The sequence below is a fragment of the Butyricicoccus pullicaecorum DSM 23266 genome (assembly GCF_900167005.1).
GTDB lineage: Bacteria > Bacillota > Clostridia > Oscillospirales > Butyricicoccaceae > Butyricicoccus > Butyricicoccus pullicaecorum.
The window spans coordinates 1-17,772 of record NZ_FUXW01000002.1 but is presented as its reverse complement, the minus strand read 5'-3'; the positions used below and the strand labels follow the sequence as shown (position 1 = coordinate 17,772).

Annotated in this window: 16 protein-coding genes and 3 tRNA genes; 1 reads left to right on the top strand and 18 read right to left on the bottom strand. The window is 55.2% G+C overall.

The genetic code is table 11. The annotated features are described in order from the left end of the window. Positions 1 to 21: 21 nt before the first annotated feature. The 10 genes from B5D52_RS04160 to B5D52_RS04115 all read right to left on the bottom strand — a co-directional run bounded on the left by B5D52_RS04160 (position 22) and on the right by B5D52_RS04115 (position 11,697). Positions 22 to 3,537 (bottom strand): DNA polymerase III subunit alpha, encoded by a 3,516-nt coding sequence (locus tag B5D52_RS04160; protein ID WP_016146332.1) that lies wholly within the window; start codon positions 3,535 to 3,537, stop codon positions 22 to 24. Positions 3,538 to 3,554: 17 nt separating this feature from the next. Further along, positions 3,555 to 4,460 carry a DNA-binding protein WhiA gene (whiA, locus tag B5D52_RS04155; RefSeq protein WP_016146331.1) on the bottom strand — a complete coding sequence of 302 codons (906 nt, stop codon included), beginning with the start codon at positions 4,458 to 4,460 and terminating at the stop codon, positions 3,555 to 3,557. A gap of 27 nt (positions 4,461 to 4,487) precedes the next feature. Next, positions 4,488 to 5,351: an RNase adapter RapZ gene (rapZ, locus tag B5D52_RS04150; RefSeq protein ID WP_016146330.1), complete on the bottom strand. Its 864-nt coding sequence runs from the start codon at positions 5,349 to 5,351 to the stop codon at positions 4,488 to 4,490. A gap of 18 nt (positions 5,352 to 5,369) precedes the next feature. After that, positions 5,370 to 6,269 (bottom strand): UDP-N-acetylmuramate dehydrogenase, encoded by a 900-nt coding sequence (murB, locus tag B5D52_RS04145; protein WP_016146329.1) that lies wholly within the window; start codon positions 6,267 to 6,269, stop codon positions 5,370 to 5,372. A gap of 191 nt (positions 6,270 to 6,460) precedes the next feature. Next, the gene (locus B5D52_RS04140; RefSeq protein WP_016146328.1) at positions 6,461 to 7,477 is read right to left on the bottom strand and encodes an NAD(P)H-dependent glycerol-3-phosphate dehydrogenase; all 1,017 of its coding nucleotides are present in this window, start codon (positions 7,475 to 7,477) and stop codon (positions 6,461 to 6,463) included. Continuing rightward, entirely contained in the window at positions 7,474 to 8,142 is a 669-nt protein-coding gene (gene plsY / locus B5D52_RS04135) for a glycerol-3-phosphate 1-O-acyltransferase PlsY (protein WP_016146327.1), read from the bottom strand. The genes B5D52_RS04140 and plsY overlap by 4 nt, the downstream gene beginning before the upstream one ends. A gap of 18 nt (positions 8,143 to 8,160) precedes the next feature. Continuing rightward, positions 8,161 to 9,486, bottom strand: coding sequence for a ribosome biogenesis GTPase Der (der, locus tag B5D52_RS04130; RefSeq protein ID WP_016146326.1), 1,326 nt, complete (start codon positions 9,484 to 9,486; stop codon positions 8,161 to 8,163). A 31-nt stretch (positions 9,487 to 9,517) separates the two neighbouring features. Then, the gene (locus B5D52_RS04125) at positions 9,518 to 10,819 is read right to left on the bottom strand and encodes a DUF512 domain-containing protein (RefSeq protein WP_016146325.1); all 1,302 of its coding nucleotides are present in this window, start codon (positions 10,817 to 10,819) and stop codon (positions 9,518 to 9,520) included. Between the two features lie 104 nt (positions 10,820 to 10,923). After that, a complete protein-coding gene (rpmF, locus tag B5D52_RS04120) occupies positions 10,924 to 11,106 on the bottom strand; it encodes a 50S ribosomal protein L32 (protein ID WP_016146324.1) in 183 nt (60 codons plus the stop codon). An 81-nt stretch (positions 11,107 to 11,187) separates the two neighbouring features. Further along, positions 11,188 to 11,697, bottom strand: a complete 510-nt coding sequence (locus tag B5D52_RS04115) for a YceD family protein (protein ID WP_016146323.1) — start codon at positions 11,695 to 11,697, stop codon at positions 11,188 to 11,190. A 151-nt stretch (positions 11,698 to 11,848) separates the two neighbouring features. On the opposite strand from B5D52_RS04115, the gene B5D52_RS04110 reads away from it, so the two are divergent. Continuing rightward, positions 11,849 to 12,823, top strand: a complete 975-nt coding sequence (locus B5D52_RS04110; protein ID WP_016146322.1) for an RluA family pseudouridine synthase — start codon at positions 11,849 to 11,851, stop codon at positions 12,821 to 12,823. 34 nt (positions 12,824 to 12,857) lie between these two features. On the opposite strand, the gene B5D52_RS04105 is transcribed toward B5D52_RS04110, so the two are convergent. From B5D52_RS04105 to B5D52_RS04070, 8 genes are all read right to left on the bottom strand, one after another. Next, complete coding sequence (locus B5D52_RS04105; protein ID WP_016146321.1) at positions 12,858 to 13,340, bottom strand: DUF2798 domain-containing protein; 483 nt, start codon at positions 13,338 to 13,340, stop codon at positions 12,858 to 12,860. A gap of 247 nt (positions 13,341 to 13,587) precedes the next feature. Further along, entirely contained in the window at positions 13,588 to 15,246 is a 1,659-nt protein-coding gene (locus tag B5D52_RS04100) for a polysaccharide deacetylase family protein (protein WP_016146320.1), read from the bottom strand. Positions 15,247 to 15,361: 115 nt separating this feature from the next. After that, a complete protein-coding gene (locus tag B5D52_RS04095) occupies positions 15,362 to 16,234 on the bottom strand; it encodes a DegV family protein (protein ID WP_016146319.1) in 873 nt (290 codons plus the stop codon). A gap of 42 nt (positions 16,235 to 16,276) precedes the next feature. Next, on the bottom strand, positions 16,277 to 16,456 hold the full coding sequence (locus tag B5D52_RS04090; RefSeq protein ID WP_016146318.1) for a hypothetical protein: 180 nt from the start codon (positions 16,454 to 16,456) through the stop codon (positions 16,277 to 16,279). Between the two features lie 411 nt (positions 16,457 to 16,867). Then, entirely contained in the window at positions 16,868 to 17,359 is a 492-nt protein-coding gene (locus B5D52_RS04085) for a metal-dependent hydrolase (RefSeq protein WP_016146316.1), read from the bottom strand. A gap of 83 nt (positions 17,360 to 17,442) precedes the next feature. Further along, positions 17,443 to 17,518, bottom strand: a tRNA-Thr gene (locus B5D52_RS04080). A 27-nt stretch (positions 17,519 to 17,545) separates the two neighbouring features. Beyond that, positions 17,546 to 17,622: transfer RNA gene (locus tag B5D52_RS04075), tRNA-Asp, on the bottom strand. Positions 17,623 to 17,626: 4 nt separating this feature from the next. Beyond that, positions 17,627 to 17,702 (bottom strand) — tRNA-Trp (locus tag B5D52_RS04070). Positions 17,703 to 17,772 lie beyond the last annotated feature (70 nt).

Genomic DNA, 17,772 nt, shown 5'->3' with positions numbered 1-17,772 from the left:
TTTTTCTCTCACGGGGATGGGTCACTTCAAAATGACATTTTCATTGCCCAGCAAAAAGCGCAAGTTCTGCATAAGCTGCAAATTGCCGGCACACCACAAACTGCGCGGTGCAAGACGCGGCTTCCCGCCCGAAGTCAGGCACAGGACGACCGGAATCTCACCCGGCTGCTTGGCCAAAAATCGTTTGACCTGTTCAAACTGCTCGCCCGACAGTTCAGGCAGACGCAAATACAGGCGCTGTCCAGCCTTTGCCAATGCCTGCTGACCGGTCAGGGTGGGCTTTTTCGCCAGTTCCTTGGATTCGAGTGCGCTTACGCTCTCCTCGCTCAGCGGCGCTGCCGACTGTACGATCAGCTTGGGTGCTTCATCTTCGCGTGCGTCAATACGTCCGTTGATCAAAACGGCCTCGTCTTCCTTCAGATACATGCCAAACTGCTGCAAGGCATTCGGGAAGACCACCAGTTCCATCATACCGGTCATATCTTCAACAGTCGCGTACGCCATCATGCTGCCCGATTTGGTGGATTTGAGCTTGACAGCCGACACAACACAGGCCAGATTGACATACATGCCATCTTTATACTTGGGCTGCTCGGCGTCCGGCATAAGATCATCTGCTATCGCACGAATCTTGGCTGCATTCGCCCGCTTGGCAAGCGATTCGTAGGCATCCATCGGATGACCGGACAGGTACAGGCCGGTGGTCTGCTTTTCCAACGCCAGCAGCTCTTTTTTGCCCATCTCAGGCAGGTTGGGCATGGCGATTTCCTCGTCCTGCACGTTCTCAACACCCATGCCGAACAGGTCAAGCTGTCCCTCGACGTTCTTGCGCCGTTCATTGGCGACTGCGTCCACCACCCGCTCGTATACAGCCAGCATCTGGCTGCGGTGAAAGCCCATGGAGTCAAACGCACCCGCCTGAATCATGCTCTCCAGTGCACGGCGGTTTAAGTCCTTATCATACAGACGCTCGCAGAAATCCATGAGCGACGTATACGGGCCGTTCGCCTGTCGTTCCTCGACCAGCTGGCGCATAAAGGCACGTCCGACGTTCTTAATCGCAGCCAAGCCAAAGCGGATATCCTCGCCGGATACCGAGAAGCCGTCCTCCGAGCTGTTGACATCGGGCGGCAGAACGCGAATGCCCATCTCCTTTGCCTCGGCAATGTACTCCGAGATCTTACCCGGCACGTCAAGCACCGAGGTCAGCAGCGCAGCCAGATACTCGCGCGGATAGTGACATTTCAGATAAGCGGTACGGTAGGATACAACCGCATAGCACACCGCATGCGCCTTATTGAAGGCGTAGTTTGCAAAGTCCATGATCTCATCAAAGATCTCTGCTGCGGTCTGCTCGGGCACGCCGCGTGCGATTGCACCGTCGATGCCCTCGTCCGGATTGCCGTAAATGAAGCTCACGCGCTCCTTTTCCAGCTCCTTGAACTTCTTCTTACTCATCGCGCGGCGCACCATATCTGCCTTGCCCAGCGAGTACCCGGCCAGCTTACGGAACGCCTCCATAACCTGTTCCTGATAGACCATACAGCCGTAGGTGACCGACAGGATAGGTTCGAGCAGAGGATGCTTATAGCGCACCTTCTCGGGATGGTGACGGCACTCGATATAGCGCGGGATGGACTGCATCGGGCCCGGTCGGTACAGGGCAACAACTGCGGTGATATCTTCGATCGACTGCGGGCGCAGTCCGGTTACGACGTTGGTAATGCCAGCCGACTCGAGCTGGAACACACCCATGGTGCGTCCCTGACCGAGCATCTGGAAGGTCGCCGCGTCGTGGTCGGATACCTTCTCGATAGAGAAATCCGGCGTATGACGGCGGATCATCTTCTCAGCGTCCGCGATAACCGTCAGGTTGCGCAGACCCAGAAAGTCCATCTTGAGCAGACCCAGTTCTTCGAGCGTAGTCATGGTGAACTGGGTCACCATCTGCTCATCGTTGCGCGCCAGCGGTACATAGGTGTCAACCGGGTCTTTGGTGATGACCACGCCCGCCGCATGGGTGGATGCATGACGCGGCATGCCCTCGAGCGCCCGTGCGGTGTCGATCAGATTCTTGACCGTCGGGTTGCTGTCATACATCTTCTTGAGTTCCGGGTTGATGGTCAGTGCACGGTCAATGGTAATATGCAGTTCCATCGGTACCTGCTTGGCAACCGCGTCAGCCTCATTGTACGGAATTGACAGGGCGCGTCCGACGTCGCGGATGGCTGCGCGGGCTGCCATGGTACCAAAGGTGACGATCTGCGCGACGTGATCGGCACCATACTTTCGCGTTACGTATTCGATGACCTCGGGACGGCGCACATAGCAGAAATCGACGTCGATATCGGGCATGGACACACGTTCCGGGTTGAGGAAACGTTCGAAGTACAGCGAATACTTGATCGGGTCAAGATCGGTGATTCCCAGGCAGTAAGATACAATAGAACCCGCTGCTGAACCACGTCCGGGGCCGACCGGGATGCCGTTGCGCTTGGCATAGTGGATAAAGTCCGAGACGATGAGGAAGTAATCGACAAAGCCCATCTTGTCGATCATGTTGATCTCATAGTCCAGTCGCTCACGCACCGTGCCGTCGTCGTCCGGGTATCGCTCGTGCAATCCTTCCAGACACAGCTTGTCCAGATATTCCCGTGCGGTATAGCCGTCTGGTACGTCAAACTGAGGCAGGTGATATTTTCCGAACTCGAATTCTACCTGACAGCGGTTTGCGATCTCGACTGTGCGTGCGATCGCATCCGGGTGGGTCGGAAAAAGCGCAAACATCTCTTCTTCCGACTTGATGTAAAACTCGTTCGTCTCAAACTTCATGCGGGTGGGGTCGTCCACCGTTTTGCCCATCTGAATGGCCATCAGCACATCCTGAATACGGGCATCTTCACGGGTCAGATAGTGCGCGTCATTGGTCGCGACCAGCGGAATGCCGGTCTCGTCCGACAGACGGTACAGACCCATATTGACTTCTTTCTGTGCCTCGATGCCGTGATCCTGAATTTCCAGAAAGAAATTATTCTCTCCGAAAATCTCACGGAACTCGAGTGCCTGTCTTTTGGCGCCCTCATAGTCGCCGTTCATCAATGCCTGCGGAATGGAACCGGCCAGGCAGGCCGACAGGCAGATCAGTCCCTTGCTGTGCTTGCGCAGCAAATCGAGATCGACACGGGGGCGGACATAAAAGCCCTCGGAAAAACTCAGGCTGACCATATGAATGAGGTTGCGGTAGCCCTCCATGTTCTCACACAGCAAAATCAAGTGTCTGTGCCACTGCCCCTGCGCGTAACCTCGTTCAAAGCGCGAGCCCGGCGTGACGTAGACCTCGCAGCCGATGACCGGGTGAATGCCGCGCGCCTTGGCAGCTCTATAAAAATCAATGGCGCCGTACATGACACCGTGGTCGGTCATTGCAACCGCGGTCTGTCCCAGTTCGGCGACACGATCCATCAGCTTCTCAATCCGGCATGCGCCGTCGAGCAGGCTATATTCGGTATGTACGTGCAGATGTGCGAAATTTTCCAAATCGGCATTCCCTCCTTTTATTCCGAATCAATGACATGCATGGCAATCTCCATGATTCGTCCCAGCCGGTGACTCAGACCGGGCTTGGAGATTGGCGGGTCAAACTTAGCCGCAAGCTCGGCCAGGCTGGCGGTCGGATTGGCAACGCGCAGGTCGACGGTCTGACGCAGATTTTCCGGGAAAATCTCAATGCCGCCGATTGCTAATGCCTTCTCGATGGCCGAAATCTGCTTGGTGGATGCGCTCGTAATCTTAATCAGATTGGCGGTCTCACAGTTGACCTTGCGGTTGATCTCTCCGCGCAGCTGCTTTTCCACCTTGGCTTCCATAATCGCCAAAGCGGCATGCCGTGCGCCGATGAGGGTCAGAAAATCCTCGACCTGTGCGGTGTTCTTCCAGTACAGCAGCCAGGTCGACCGGCGCTCGATCATCTTGGGCATAAGTTCCAGATCAAGCAGCAGACTCATGACCTCACGCCCTAAAATAGCGTGTCCGGTCTTGATCTCCAGATGACTCTTTTTATCCGGCCCGGCGACACTGCCCGCCATCAAAAACATGCCGCGCACAAACGCTGCGGCACAGCAATCGTTTTCGATCACATTACGATTCAAGTGATAGGTGATATAGCTGCGAAAGTCATAGCCCATGTGTTCCATGACTGCCGCGATTTCGCTCGGCTCGGTCAGCTGGATGACCTTGCGCCGTCCAACCGACACTGGCTGTGCGGACACGCCGCACACCTTGTTCAGCAGCATCGCTGCCCGCCGGATAATGGACGGCTGTTCACTCACCAGACGAATTTCCCGGCAGGAAAATGTCGCGCCGAAGAGCAACATGCCATACAGCTCGGCTGTGCGACAGCAGGCTCGTCCAACCGGTGCGCGGCACAGTTCATTTTTGGTTCTTGCAGAAAAGGTCAGCATAGTCGCCCTCCTTGGCGCGGTGACCGGTCAAGCACGCTGATAATCCCGATGCACTACGGTCAGGTTCTTATTGCCCTCGGCGCGCAGATGTGCCGCCAGCGCCTCGGTGATAGCAACCGAGCGATGCTTGCCGCCCGTGCAGCCGATGCAGACTACAACCGAGGTCTTGCCCTCCGAAATGTATCGCGGAATCAAAAAATCCATCAGCGAGTTGAGGTGCATCATCAAGGCATCCGCCGTGCCGCCCTGGAACACGTAGTCCCGTACAGCCGGTTCGGTGCCGTTATGTTCGCGCAGACTGATCTCATAGTACGGATTGGGCAGAAAACGCACGTCAAACACCAGATCGGCCTCGGTCGGAATGCCGTGCTTAAAGCCAAACGACTCGACAATGATCTGGAAGACCTGTCCGCTGTCCGTACCTGCAAACAGGCGCACCAGATGCTCACGCAGTCCGGCAGCAGTCAGCTTTGTGGTATCTACGACGTAATCCGCACGACCGCGCACGGCTTCCAGACGGTCACGCTCACGGTCGATGGCCTCAGCCAGGCTCAAGCCCTCGTTCATCAGCGGATGCTTGCGCCGCGTCTCCTTATAGCGCGTGATCAGCGTCTGCGTTGCCGTATCCAGATACAGAATGCGATAGTCGCAACCCATGCTGCGGATGCTATCGAGCGACGTGAACAGTTTGCTGAAGCTGTCACCTGCGCGCACGTCGGTGACCAGCGCAACCTTGTCGTACTGCTCAGTTGCAGCCAGGCAGATCTCCGCAAACTTCGGAATCAGCGGAATGGGCAGGTTATCCACGCAGTAATAGCCCAAGTCCTCGAGCACAGCCACAGCGCGGCTCTTACCCGCGCCAGACATACCCGTTACAATGAGAAAATGCACAATAATGACCCCCTTTGGTCAGACCAGTCGAACCTCACAGTGAAGCTCGACGCCAAAATTTTTCAAAACCGTCTGCTGGACATGCTCGATCAGTGCCAGCATATCCGCACAGGTCGCACCGCCGCGATTGATGAGAAAACCAGCGTGCTTTTCCGAAACCTGCGCGCCCCCCACGGTATATCCCATCAGTCCGCTGTCCTGAATCAGCTTGCCCGCAAAGTATCCTTCCGGGCGCTTAAAGGTCGATCCGGCAGACGGAAATTCAAGCGGCTGTTTGTCCCGACGGCGCTGGGCGTAATCCTGCATTTTTTCGCGGATGACGTCGGCAGAGTCGGGCGACAGGCGCAGCTCGGACGACAGGACAATCCAATCTGGATTGGACTTGAACACGCTCTCGCGGTACCCGAACTGGTGCGCGTCCCCCTCGATTGTCCCAATCTTACCCTCGCCGTCCAGATAGTGCGTGCGCACCACAATATCGGCCATTTGGCCGCCGTAAGCGCCTGCGTTCATAAAGACCGCGCCGCCCAGCGTACCCGGAATGCCTGCGGCAAACTCCGCGCCGCCCAGTCCCTGACGCAATGCGCACGATGCGATGGAAAATAGCAATGCGCCCGCCTCGGCACTGATGGTACTGCCCGAGACCGTGATCTCGTGCATCTCAGCCGTGCACAGCACGACACCACGCACGCCCTCGTCGTGCACCAGCAGGTTGGAACCGCGTCCCACGACATAGAGCGGAACGCCTGCGCCGCGAATGATCGGGACGATTTCCTCAAGCGGTGCACCCGAAGCGCAGTCCAAAAACAGATCAGCCGGGCCGCCGATGCGGAAGGTCGTATGATGTGCCATCGGTTCGTGTTCCCGGATGCGGATATATGATTCATAAGGCTTCAAAGCAGCAATGATATCTTGCATGAAGAGCCTCCTTTTTCAGAAATGATAAAATGGTATACAGGTTTATTATATCCCATTTGCACCCCCAGCGCAACAAGTTCGCCTCAATCTTGTTCGCGATGTCTCCCTTTACTCTATGCACCGTTTACATGAAAAAACCCGGGACTTTCCGTCCCGGGTATATTGTGTCATCAGAAAAACAGGGGGATATATCAGGTCAGCCAGGTGGTCTCACTCTCGTGCTCGTCCTTCTTGGAGCGTCCCATGAGCGCCGCAATACCGCGGTGCACATCGCCGCCCTCGTAGAGCACGTGATACAGTTCACTGGTAATCGGCATGGACACACCGGTCTTCTGTGCCATGTGATGTCCTGCCTCGGTCGCGTAATATCCCTCGACAACCGCGCCGATCTCCTCCATGGCCTGCTGGACGCTCTTGCCCTTACCGATCAAAATACCAGCCCGGCGGTTACGCGAATGCATAGACGTACAGGTAACGATCAGGTCACCCATACCGGACAGACCGGCAAAGGTCTCCTGCTTGGCACCCAGCGTCACGCCCAAGCGTGCAATCTCAGTCAGTCCGCGGGTCATTAGTCCTGCCTTGGAGTTATCTCCCAGTCCCAGACCGTCGGCAATACCAGCAGCCAGCGCAATGACGTTCTTAAATGCACCGCCAATCTCTGCACCGATGATGTCTGACGAGGTATACACGCGAAATACCTCATTCATAAACACATCCTGGCACAGTTCGGCTGCCGAACGACTAGCCGATGCCGCAAGAATGGCCGTCGGAATGCCGCGTGCGACTTCCTCTGCGTGGGTAGGGCCGGTCAGGGCAACCACCGGATTCTGTCCGTCAAATGCGCGGTCGATGGTCTCGGAAAAACGGCAGTAATCGTGCGCTGCGTCCAATCCCTTGCCGACATTGACAATCGGAACGCCTGCGGGCACGATGGCTGCGGCCTTCTCTGCGGTCTCTGCGACTGCAAAGCTGGGTACTGCCAGCACGACCAGCTCGGCATCGCGTGCACAATCGATCTCGCTTGTCAGCGCGATCTGCTCGGGAATGTGCACACCGGGCAGCAGCTTGGCATTCATACGGGTTTCCCGGAGCTGTCTGCACTGCTCCTCGCGATGCGTCCAGGTGGTCACCTGATGACCATTATGCGCCAGCACCAGCGACAATGCAATGCCCCAGCTGCCTGCGCCATAAACCGTGATCTTCATTTGCCGTTCTCTCCTTTTTGGTCATCTCCCGTAATCTGCGGCTTGCCGTGCAGCGTGAATTTGTTTTCCTTACCCGCTAAAATACGCTTGATATTGGAGCGGTGCAGATAGATGACCGCGCCCGACAGAATGACCGCAACCACGGTATACAGCGGACTGCGGTAGAAATAGTACATGGTGAACGGGAAGCTGATGGCGCCCAGAATGGAGCCGAGCGACACCCAGCGCGTCAGGGCAACCGCAATGATAAACAGGCCGAGTGCGACGAGGAAAATACGCCAGTCGAACAGCAGCAATGTCATTGCGCCGACCAGCACGCCCTTTCCGCCGCGAAATCCAAAATAGAGCGGATAGACATGTCCCAGAATGACAAACGCACCCGCGAGCAGCTTGCCGCCCGGACCGAGCAGCGCACCACCGATGGACAGTGCTGCCGCAGCCTTAGCCAGATCGCCCAACAGAACCAGTCCGGTCTTTGCGCCGCCCATCGTGCGATAGGCATTGGTCAGACCGGCATTGCCGCTGCCGTAGTCGCGGATATCCCGTCCGAGCGTCAGTTTACAGACAATGATCGCAAAACTCAGCGAGCCCAGCAGATAGGCACAAATCATGGTGACGATGGCGCAGCCTGCCGTGCCCAGTGTCTGTGTCAGTGATTGGATCATAACCACATTCCCCCACTTTTATTCCTTATCGCCGCGCTGGCGTACGATCATACGCACCGGCGTACCGGTCAGGTCAAATACCTCGCGGATCTGGTTTTCCAGATAGCGCTGATACGAGAAATGGAACAGGCGTGCATCGTTGCAGAAGCACACAAAAGTCGGCGGGCATACACCGGCCTGGGTCATGTAGTAAATCTTCAGGCGGCGACCCTTATCGGTGGGCGGCTGCACACGCGCGGTCGCCTCGGCCAAAATGGAGTTGAGCTGTCCGGTCGGGACACGCTTATGGTTCTGCTCGTAAACGTGGCAGATGGTCTCGTAGATCTTATCGACACGCTGGCCGGTCTTGGCAGAGATGAACAGCACCGGTGCGTACGGCATATAAGCCAGACCCTCGCGCACGCGCAGGGTATACTCCTTCATCGTGCCGCCGTCCTTCTCGACCAGATCCCACTTATTGACCACGATGATGCAGGCCTTGCCGGCGTTATGCGCCTCACCTGCGACCTTGGTATCCTGTTCGGTTACGCCCTCGGTAGCGTCGATCATAATGACGCATACGTCAGCGCGTTCCACTGCCATGAGCGAGCGCATGACCGAGAATTTCTCGATCTTTTCCTCGACCTTGGACTTACGGCGAATACCTGCGGTATCAATAAAGGTAAATTTACCGTACTGGTTGTCCAGCTTGGCGTCTACGCTGTCGCGAGTAGTACCGGCGACATTGGATACAATGACGCGCTCCTCACCGAGGACACGGTTGAGCAGACTGGATTTGCCGACGTTGGGCTTACCGATGAGTGCAACGCGAATGCGTCCCTCGTCCTCGTCATCCTCTTCCTCGGGCGGGAAATACTGGAATGCTTCGTCGAGCAGGTCGCCCGTGCCGTAGCCGTGCAGTGCAGAAATGCCGAAGGGCTCACCCAGGCCGAGGTTATAGAACTCGTAGAACTCGGGCTCGGGCTGGCCGGGCTTGTCGCACTTATTGACCGCCAGCACAACCGGCTTGCCGCTGCGCTGGAGCATGGCTGCAACGTCCATGTCCGAAGCGGTCACGCCCGTGCGCAGGTCGGTGATGAAAATGATGACATCCGCATGATGAATCGCGGTCTCTGCCTGAAAGCGCATGAACTTCAGGATCTCGTTATCGTTGGACGGCTCGATACCGCCGGTGTCGATGATCGAGAACACGCGGCCGCGCCACTCACATTCCGCATACAGACGGTCACGGGTGACACCCGGGGTGTCCTCAACAATGGACAGGCGCTTGCCGGCCAGTCGGTTGAACAGCTGGGACTTGCCCACGTTCGGGCGGCCGACGATCGCAACAGTTGGTTTGGACATGGCGTTTCGCCTCCTTTATCGCAATAGGGGGTTATTGTGCAAAAATTTGATCGACCAGTGCACCGCCGTCGATCTCAACGGTCTGTACCGGTACGCCGAGCGCCTCGGATGCCTGCGCAAGCGTTATGTCATCCAGGAAGACGTCGCCGCCGTCGCGCAGCATATTGGCCGAGATCAGCACCCGCTCGCCCAGATCCTTACCTTTGAGCTGTGCGACCAGATCCTGACCGGTAATCAGTCCGGCCACCGTGACACCATGGCCAAAGAAATCGTTCTGGATCGCGTATACAGGTACAGTTAAATTATCGCATACCCGGCGCGCTTCGTCAATGAGTGCGGTCATGGTCGGTGCAGCTGCCATACCGGTCGCGATACAGCACGGACGCGCACTCTGGCCTTCGTAGTCGGACAAGGCCAGTCGGAATTCCTCGGAGAACAGCGACAGCATACCGATACCGTTCTCAAACTGGGTAAAGTCCTCATAATAATCGGCATCGGGCAGCGGACGGCCAGCCTTGAGGTAAACCTCATCACCGCACCAGACCAAACGGGTGCCGTGCTTTTCCAGGCACTTTGCCGCGAACGATTCTACGATATCCAGCATCTCACAGGCACCCTCATAGGTCATGGGCTTCAGGGGGTACAGGCCGTCGCGGTGGTCGGTCATGCCGAAGGGAACGACCGAAATGGAATTGACCGCCGGATAGAGCGCTTCCAGATCAGCAAGCGAGCGGCGCAGCTCGTCACCGTCGTTTAAGCCTTCGCAGATGACCAGCTGGCAATTCATGGTGATGCCGCCCTCGGCAAACCGGGGCAGCAGTTTGAGCGCCTCGCCCGCCTTGGGATTTTGCAGCATCTTGACGCGCAGTTCGGGGTTTGTGGTCTGTACCGAGATATTGACCGGCGAAATGTGCATGCGCAGAATACGGTCTACATCGGCCTCGGACAGATTGGTCATAGAGATATAGTTGCCCAGCAGGAAAGACATGCGCGCGTCATCATCCTTGACGTACAGTGTCTCACGCATGCCCTTGGGCAGCTGGTCGATGAAGCAGAAAACGCACTTATTCGAGCAGCGCTTCATCTTATCCATCAGGTAGTGCTCGAAGTTGAGTCCGAGCGGCTCACCCTCCTGCTTTCGAACGGACACCGTGCGCGTCTGGCCGTTCTCATCCAGCAGCTCGAGCGTGAGGCGGGCATCATAGCCGTAAAATTTATAGTCCAGCACGTCGCGTACTGCTGCGCCGTCGATCATCAGCAGGGTCTCGCCTGCGAGGATGCCTGCGCGCTCCGCCGGGGAACCCGGATCGACCGATACGATCTTGGAAGCCATTTGCTTTTTCCTCCCTTTTGATTGGTCAGGCCGGTGCCGTTCCGGCTCTCTTGGCAAAAAAATAGAGAAAGCATTGCGCTTTCCCTACTTTTCTCTTTTTTTGCTTACGCTTCGGTCTTAACGACCTCACGGCCATTGTAGTAGCCGCAAGCCTTGCACATTCTGTGGGAGAGCTTGAACTCACCGCACTTCGGGCACTTGGTCATGCCCGGGAGCGAAAGCTTCCAGTGGGAGTTACGTCTCTTATCACGTCTTGCTTTAGACGTCTTTCTCTTAGGTACTGCCATGTGGTAACACCTCCTACTTTATGTTCTAAGTTTTTTGCAAACCAGTCCACGCCGTCGTTTCCGTTTCCGGAATACGGCCTGTCAGTCCTGCCGGCCCTCATTGCCTTCAAGCAGCTTGGCCAATACCGCCATACGCGGATCGACCTGCTTCGACCCACAAGAGCACACGGACTCGTTGAGATCACAGCCGCAGGAGGGACAAAGTCCTTTGCAGTCTTCCCTGCACAGATAGATCATGTCAACCTGCAGAATGAGCGCGGGGACGAGAACATCCTCGACCTCAAACTCGGTGCCCTCGACGATAAATACATCGTCTTCTTCCTCAGCGGACGGATTTCGTGAGAGGACCACGTCGACTTCGGCCGAGAGCGGGATTTCCAGAGGCTTTAAGCATCTGGCGCAGCAGGTATGATACGTTGTCTTGACTTCGCCGGTCAAGCGGAGCGCGTCCAGATGGCTGGTGACTTCGCCGGAAAAAACGACCGGGCTTTGAAAGGGCTTGGCGCCATAGAGCTCTTCCCCGGACAGGTCAATGGTGCCGGAGAACGGAAGCGTATCGCTATGTGCCAGTTTTCTCAAATCAATCTTCATGTCTACCTCACATGGTACATATAACAGTATACTATAATCATTTCCCGTTTGTCAACCGCAATATCACAAAAAAACATATTTTCTTTTGCCGCGCAATCGCTTATACTATTGATACGACGAGAGACTACGGCATACGACAGGAGGCGCTCTTTTGAGAGAATTTCACATTCAAAAAAACGACAGCGGTCAGCGGCTGAACAAATTTCTGGAGAAAGCGGTTCCCGCCCTGCCCGGCGGCTTGATGCACAAGTATGTGCGTCTCAAGCGCATCAAGGTCAACGGCAAGCGAACCGAGCCCGCGTACAAGCTGTGCGAGGGTGATCTCTTACAATTATACATCAATGATGAGTTTTTTGAAAGACCCAGTGAGCAGGCGGCTTATGAAAAAATCACCGCGCCGCGGGTGCATGTTTTGTATGAGGATGACAACATCCTGCTTGCGGACAAGCAGCCGGGCATGGTGGTACATGCCGACGAGCGCGGCGACACCGACACCCTGATCGCGCACATCCAGGCACATCTGGCGCAGTCCGGTCAATGGAATCCCAAGGATGAGGCATCCTTTGTCCCGGCACTGTGCAACCGCATCGACCGCAACACCGGCGGCATTGTCATTGCGGCCAAGAACGCCGAAGCGCTGCGCATTATGAACGACAAGATTAAAAATCACGAGCTGCAAAAGCGTTATCTGTGCGTGGTACACGGCTCCCCCAAGGTACGTTCGGGTAAGATCACCCATTTCCTGCGCCGGGACGAGGCCAAAAGGCAGGTCGAGGTATTCACCCGTCCGACACCGGGTGCAAAGACCGCGCAGACCATTTATAAGGTACTGGCCAGCCGCGGTGGCTTGTCGCTGGTTGAATGCACCCTGCTGACCGGCCGTACCCACCAGATCCGTGCGCAGATGGCGGCAATCGGTCATCCGCTGCTGGGTGACGGAAAATACGGTACCAATGCCAAAAACAAGCCCTATGGAGAGACCAGCCAGCTGCTCTACTCCTACAAGCTGACCTTCAATTTCCAGACCGACAGCGGCATTCTGTCCGATCTGGATGGCATGACCTTTACCGTTCACGACGTTCCTTTTGTCAAAAAATACTTCCCCGGTTTCCAGATCGGCGGATAATGAAAAAGACGCGGTTTGGACCGCGTCTTTTGTTTTATGCCGCAATGGTGCCGACCGGGAACGCCTTGCGGAATACAAAGCGAACCAGCGGGCCAGCGATGATGAGCTGGAACGGCAGCGCCATGATGAAGTTAAAGGGAATGTTGTGCAGCCACTGCATCAAGATGCCCGACCACATACCGGTATGGAAGCAGCCCTCACCTGCACCGTACAGCGACATAATGAGCACCATGGGAACCACCATGCAGGAAGAAATGGTGATGACCTTACGGCGTACGCTGCTGTCCGGACGAAGCAGGAAGCCGAATGCGACGCCCTTTGCCAGCTTGGAGACAAAGAACCAGTCACAGCAGAAGGCAAAAATGTAGGCGATGGGGAATCCCAGCCATGCCTGCTGGACAACTTCCAGCGACAGGCCGCCGTGCTGGAGTGCAACATTGTAAATACTCATCCACAGCACCATACAAAAGCACATGATGACCGAGTAGACCAGACTTTCCCGCTTGTTTTGAGGCATTGTTATATTTCTCCTTTTTCTATTAAAAAAATACAAGATCAGGCCGATGAACGCAGTACCGAGTAATACTGCCCTTCTTCGTGCAGGGATTATTATAACAAATTCAAAGTCCCGCTCGTAATTGTGAGTGTTTCCAAAATTTTCTCTCCACAGCTGCCCGCTTCCGGATAAAGTGCGCATGCAAACGATTTTTACCACTTGATGAGCGACAAAAAAGCCACGGCATCAGCCGTGGCTTTCCCTGTCTTTATGCTTCTTCCGAAGTAGTGCTTGTGCCCTTGAGCTTTGCAACGGTCTCATCGCGGAAGTCGGTGTAAACTTCGCCCGGTTCCATGGTCACGCCCTTGATCGCCGCCAGTTCGGAGACGGTCACGAATGCGAAACCGCGATCTGCCAGGGTATCCATCGCACGGCTGACACCATCTACGGTGCACTGACGCAGGTCGTGCATCAGTACGATATCGCCATCCTGTGCGTTGTCTACGATCTTCTGGTAAATAATGTCTGCATCACGATTCTTCCAGTCCAGCGTATCCAGGCTCCAGTTGATGATGGGCAGTCCGCTTTCCTTCATGCACTCCTTGACGTTATCGTCATAAGCACCGCCGACCGGACGCATCACCGTGGGCTTCTGTCCAACGTACGACTCGATCAGATCGGTGTTGGAGTCTACTTCCTCGTGTACAAACGAGCTGCTCTGTCCCTTGAGCGTCTTCATCGGGTGGTTCATGGTGTGGTTGCCAACCTCATGGCCTTCACCCAAGTAACGATCCATGTGAGTATGGAAGTCCTTGATGCGGTAGCCGCACATAAAGAAGGTTGCATGCGCGTTGTGCTCCTTGAGTGCGTCCAGCAGCTTGACCGTCAGACCGCTCGAACCGCCGGTCGGGCCATCGTCAAAGGTCAGCGCGATATACGCATCCGCCTGAGGAATATTGCCAAGGCTGGGCAGGCCGGAAGCCTGTGCCGCGATGGCATCCATCTGCATCTTGTGGCCATCCAGTACATAGCCGGTCAGTACTGCCATACCGTCAGCCGGTTCGCAGTAATTCTTGCCCAGTGCGCTTGCAAGATCACTCATCTTAACGTACGGGGTATCATCAATGGTCTTGACTGCCAGATCCAGACGGCTGCCGTCCTTGGTAACTGCACCGTCTGCATACTTCAGGCTACCGCTGGAAATCTCGGACAGCGACTCTGCCGGGAAGTACAGGCCGTCTTCTTCCTTCTTGACCTTGTCATTGCTCTCGAGCTGTACGGTATCGCCGTTCAACATGACAGAGCTCGAACCATCACGAACTGCGAGGCAGTCCTTGAGGTACTGCTGTACCGAATAGCCCAGCTTTTCCTGTGCCGTTGCCTTGAGTGCATCCATATCGCCCTCTGCTACGTCACCGATTGCGCAGATGACATAGCCGCCCTCGGCCGGAGGATAATAAGCGATCTGGCCGCCCAGTGCTTCGGTCACCGCACGTCCGGGAACGTAGAACGAGTTGCCATTGCGGGTGGGCTTTACCGGGAGCGTATGACTTTCGCCGTCTACGCCCTCGATGCTGTACGCATCCTGACCGAGTTCTACGGTCTTAGATCCCATCGTGATCTTGAAGGTCTCGTCTTCAAAGACCAGCGAACCGCCCAGACCTTCTACCAGCGGACGGATCGGCACCAGCATGTTGCCGCTCTCATCAATATACGGGGTAATTGCATTGCCCTTGCCGTCGTCCAGATTTACAACCTCGCCGTCTTTCAGTGCCGCGCTGTTATCAATCTGCAATACCAGCTGGTGACTGTCCGGCTTTGGTGCAAACGAGGGCAGACCGCCTGTCTTCAGTGCGCTGACTGCTGCCGGGATCATGGCAATCAACAGCACCACGACCATCAAGGCCGCACCTGTTTTCCATTTCATATACAGTGTCTCCTTCTATATAATCTATGTTGCTGTACGTATTCCATTATACCACAAGCTCAGCAAAAATCAGGTAACAGAACCGTTAAAAAATAGCCGAGTTTTCCCAAACATGTTACAGTACTCGCCAGTCAGGAATGACCTGAAAACCTGCACCAAGCAGATGCGGGCCGACATAAGTGCCGAGGGTGCAGTCAATTTGACCACGGATGACCTCAGTACCGTCCGGCAGGGTCGGCATGAGCTGATCACGCAACGCATCCCCTTCTTCCGGGATGCCGCCATCCACAACCGCTGCCAAAAAGTCCCCATCTTTGGGGCAGGACTCGCGGAACAGCGCCATGAGTTTATCCAGCGCAGCCTTGCGGCCACGGCCTTTTGCGACGTTGATGAGTTCACCGGTCGGTGCAAATGTGATAATAGGTTTAATTTGCAGCAAGGAACCCGCAACCGCTGTGATCTTTCCGATTCGTCCACCCTTCTGCAAGTATTCCAGGGTGTCAACGCAGAAAAAGACCTTGGTACCGGCAAGCATCTGGGGTACCGCCTGCAAAAGCTGTTCCCAAGTGCAGCCCTGTTCGATCATGCGGGCAGCCTGAATCAGGGTTAAGCCGATGCCCAGCGAACCGCTGACCGAGTCGAACGCGCGCACCTCAAGCGCTTCGCAGTCCTCACCCATCAGGCGAACCAAATTATAGGTACCGCTCAATCCCGCAGAAAGGTGGACGGCGAGCACCTTCTCATAGCCTGCTGCGATCATCTGGTCAAAAATCTGCTCGACCGACTGTCCGGCCGGCAGCGATGTCGTGGGGATCTCGTGCGGCAGCCGCTCGTAGACTTCATCTGCCGTAATGGTCTGCCCGTCCAGGTATTCACCGTCAGAAAACAGCAATCGCAGCGGCAGGACAAAGATATCATACTGTCGACACAGCTCGGCAGGGATATCTGCGCAGGAATCGGTCAAAAGTGCAATTTTTTGTGGATTCATCTCAATCTCCCATGTTTATGATCTTTTGTGCCGGTCATCGGCTTAAAAGTCTTCCTGTGTCATGCAGGTCACACCCTCGGGCACGATTTCGCCAGCCGGCTGACTGGTCGGATAGCCAAACATATCGTACCATTGCCCGCACATTTCACATTGCCAAGCCGTGCGGGATTCTTCGTTGGAACAATACAGTTCATTTCCGCAGGCGCAGGTTAAAATAAACAAGGTTTCGTCTCCTTTCGACATATTGATACGTTCTTGCTCTTATTGCACCATTTTATGCGTTCTTTCGCCCTTTGTCAAGCGATACACCCAATCCAATGTTTACAAATCGTTCATGGTCTGTCCATGATTCCGTGATATCTCCTTGGCAAGATGTTGGTATAATAAGACCATCGAAAGGAGAGAATTTCTCATGTATCGTTTGTATAGATTTTTTGCAGAGCGCGGTCAGGGTACCCGCTTCATTCACACACTTTCCGTTCTGCCCCAGAGTATCCTGGAGCGCATCGGACTCGTTTTTGTTCCCTCTGCTCACCACTGATACGGGACTGTGCGGTTTCTCCCCCTTCCGCACTTTTCCCATCTGATCATTTGCCGCCTGTTCTATACGGGCGGCTTTTTTGTTTGGAGACATTAAAAGAGGATCTGAACAGTAAACCATGCGGCAAGGCATAAAGCCAGAACGCCAATCGCACGATCCATTTTGCCACCGGTCTGAATGGGCAGCAGCGAGATTCGCTTGCGTGTCATCGGCCAGAGCAGCGGAATGCCACTCGGGTTGAGCATATCCAAAAACAAATGCGACAATTCACCCACGAACGCGCCAAAGATTGCCGCATGAATCATGGGGCTGTCCTCAAAAGACAGTGTTAATATTGCAGATAATATGATATAGATAATAGGAGTATGTAAAATACCGCGGTGCTTTAATAAATGGCTGGAAAAAAAACCAAATAACCCGGTTTTCTGCGTAACCTTACTTTTTCTGTGGTCAAGATCAGGAATCACACCGCCGATCAGGCCGGCTGCAGCAGCAATTCCAGCCTGTGCCAATGGCAAATCAGCCCACAATGCAAACGCTGTGCCAGCGCATACTCCTGCACACAAATGTGTTTTGCCTACCAAAATAAACCGTTCCTTTCTATGGTGTCTTGCGTCGGATTGGTTATAGTAAAAAAATAAGAGAAGCCCATTATGAGCTTCTCTTGTGGAGCTGTTGAACAGATTCGAACTGTCGACCTCTTCCTTACCAAGGAAGTGCTCTGCCTGCTGAGCTACAACAGCATATTCAGTTTGTCACCAAAGAAAGAATGGCGACCCGGATGGGGCTCGAACCCACGACCTCTAGCGTGACAGGCTAGCGCTCTAACCAACTGAGCTACCGGGCCATTTTGGCAGGGGCAGTAGGGATCGAACCCACGGCACGCGGTTTTGGAGACCGCTGCTCTACCAGCTGAGCTATACCCCTATGTTCGATGCGTTTACGTCATCGGTCTGGTTCAGATATTTATTTGGTGGGCCTTGCGGAGCTGGACGTT